Raw genomic sequence first — 3008 nt, 5'->3', positions numbered from 1 at the left:
TATCCATATGGGACACCTTTTGGGCTATATCCAAGCCGACATTTGGGTGCGTGCGATGCGGTCTATGGGGCATGACGTGATTTATGTCTGTGCCGATGACGCTCACGGGACGGCGATTATGCTCCGTGCCGAAGCAAACGGCATCACGCCCGAAGAGCTAATCCAGAGTGTGCAGATTGAGCATAAACGAGATTTTGACCGTTTTGGCGTGTCGTTTGACCATTATGACAGCACGCACTCGGACACTAACCGCAAGCACAGCGAAGCCATTTACCTTGCCAATCACAAGGCAGGCAACATCGCCGTAAAACCCGTAACTCAGCTGTTCGACCCCGAAAAAGAGATGTTCCTATCCGACCGCTTCATCAAAGGCACCTGCCCAAAATGCAAAGCGGACGACCAATATGGCGACTCGTGCGAAGTGTGTGGCACGACTTACAACGCCACCGAGCTTATCAATCCACGCTCCACCCTAAGCGGTGCAACGCCTGTGGAAAAAACGTCCGACCATTACTTTTTTAAATTGCCAAACTTCACCGAATTTTTGCAAAAATGGACACGAGATGACGGACGACTGCCTGTCTCTATTGCCAACAAACTAGACGAATGGTTTGACGCAGGGCTTAATGATTGGGACATTAGCCGAGACGCACCGTATTTTGGCTTTAAAATCCCTGACACGGACGACAAATATTTTTATGTGTGGGTAGACGCCCCGATTGGCTATATGGCAAGTTTTGAAAACTACTTGACCGCCCACCGCCCTGATGTGTCATTTGATGATTATTGGAAACCTGACAGTACCGCCGAAGTGTATCATTTTATTGGCAAGGACATTGTCTATTTCCATGCCCTGTTTTGGCCTGCCATGCTCTCTGGGGCGAATTACCGCACGCCTACAAGCCTATTTGTCAATGGCTTTTTGACCGTCAATGGCGAAAAAATGAGCAAATCTCGTGGCACATTCATCAAAGCCGAAACGTATCTTAATCACCTAAATCCTGAATATTTGCGTTATTATTTTGCGTCCAAATTGTCGGACAAAGTAGAAGACAGCGATTTAAATCTTGATGATTTTATCGCCAAAGTAAACTCTGACCTTGTCGGTAAAGTCGTGAACATCGCCAGTCGCTGTGCTAAATTTATCAATACCCAATTTGATAATAAACTCTCCGACACTTGCGCAGAACCCGAGCTTGTCAATAAATTTATCCAAGCTGGCGATAGTATCATCAAGCACTACGAAAGCCGTGAATTTAGCACCGCCATTCGTGAGATTATGGCACTTGCCGACCTTGCCAATCAGTATATTGACGACAAAAAACCGTGGGCAGTTGCCAAAGAAAATCCAAACAGCCAAGAAGTCCAAGACATCTGTTCGGTGGGGCTAAACCTATTTCACAAAATCATGGTCTATCTGTCGCCTGTGTTGCCAACACTTGCCGAAGAGTCAAAAGAATTTTTGAACGTAGATAGCATGAATTTTGATGAACGTTTTAACGTCTTAACGCATTCTGTCAATGAGTTCAAGCCCCTAATGCAACGCATTGACCCCAAAAAAGTGCAAGCCATGGTTGATGACTCAAAAGAAAACCTGAAACCCACCGACACCAAAAAAGCCCAAAAAACCAAAAAAGAGAGTAAAACTGTGGAAAATACCGACCAAAACGCCTTTATCGGCATTGATGATTTTGCCAAAGTTGAGATGAAAGTCGCCAAAGTGCTTGAATGCAATCACGTTGAAGGGGCGGATAAATTATTGCAATTTACCCTTGATGTAGGCGATGTGAACGAGCAAGGCGAAAAGCAAACCCGCAATGTATTTAGCGGTATTGCTAAGTTTTACAAGCCCGAAGAATTGCAAGGCAAAACGGTGATTTGCGTAACCAACCTTGCCCCCCGCAAGATGAAATTTGGTGTATCAGAAGGCATGATTTTATCGGCGGAAAAAGACGGGCAATTAACCGTTGTGCTACTGCCTGATAGTATGATGGCAGGGGCGACGCTAGCCTAACGATCATAAAAAATAAGGGGCTAAGACCCCTTATTTTATTGCATAGATGATTACCTTTTGAGTCTTATAAGATTGCTGGTCGCCAGATAACAAACTAATGAGCCTCCCGACACCAATGCCACACCCAGCCAAAACGACGACGAGAGTGACACACCCAGCAATATCGCCGCGATCACAGAAGATAGCACAGGTGTAAAATACGATGCAACCACCATCGCCTTCGTATTCCCTTTTAAGATACCAAAATTCCAAGCGCCGTAGCCAAGACCAATCGCAGCGCCTGCCGCTAGCACATATAGGATAGATATCGGACTTATCTCATCTGGCACACTACGATCAAACAACATGTACTTAAGCCACATCATGAGCGCTGTCAGCACGAAATAAAGCGCGATCAGATTATGACCGCCACTCATCTTCTTAATAATCACACAATAAACCGCCCATATCACCGCGCCTACCGTCGCCAGAACATAACTGACAGGATTACTGGCGGCATTGCGCAGTAGCATCGCGATATCAAGCGACAGCCCCATCTGTATCACAGCAACGCCATATAAGCACACAATGAGTCCCATGAGCACCACAGCGTTAAACTTAAGCTCCTTTGCCAACACAAGCGCGACAATCGTCAAACAAGGCCATAGATAGTTTAAGATGCTAACTTCGATCGCCTGCGTCTCTGTACGAGCATATGCCACAGCAAATGAAAAGCAAAGCTCATACGATACGAACAGCGCAGCGGACACCCATAAGAAAGTCTTTGGGACTTGATGAACCTTAGGAATCTTAAAAATAAGCAATAGCAATAATGCGCTAACAGTATAGACAAGCGCAACACCGAGCGACGCACCAAGCAATGATGATACTTGCTTGATCAGCCCTACCATAGACGCCCATAAGACGATGGATGTCATGCCGATTAAAGTAGCTGCCTTTTGATCCATGGCTTTCCACCATTTAAATAAAAGGAAATAGTTTAATAGAAATTTTG

The 3008-nt window shown here is 45.5% G+C and carries 2 protein-coding genes; one reads left to right on the top strand and one right to left on the bottom strand.

Going from position 1 to position 3008, the window contains the following annotated elements:
• The first annotated feature begins 1 nt into the window (after position 1).
• Positions 2-2014, top strand: coding sequence for a methionine--tRNA ligase (metG, locus tag GY683_RS04200; protein ID WP_297287555.1), 2013 nt, complete (start codon positions 2-4; stop codon positions 2012-2014).
• A 50-nt stretch (positions 2015-2064) separates the two neighbouring features.
• On the opposite strand, the gene yddG is transcribed toward metG, so the two are convergent.
• Complete coding sequence (gene yddG, locus GY683_RS04195; RefSeq protein ID WP_297287554.1) at positions 2065-2961, bottom strand: aromatic amino acid DMT transporter YddG; 897 nt, start codon at positions 2959-2961, stop codon at positions 2065-2067.
• Between the last annotated feature and the right edge of the window lie 47 nt (positions 2962-3008).

This window comes from Moraxella sp., assembly GCF_024227015.1.
In the GTDB taxonomy this organism is placed as follows: domain Bacteria; phylum Pseudomonadota; class Gammaproteobacteria; order Pseudomonadales; family Moraxellaceae; genus Moraxella.
Note: the sequence above shows the minus strand (reverse complement) of the source record. Positions and strands in the feature narration are given on the sequence as shown.

Coding starts and splice junctions, on each gene's coding strand:
- yddG (WP_297287554.1), bottom strand. CDS start 2,961: ATGGATCAAAAGGCAGCTACTTTAATCGGCATGACATCCATCGTCTTA.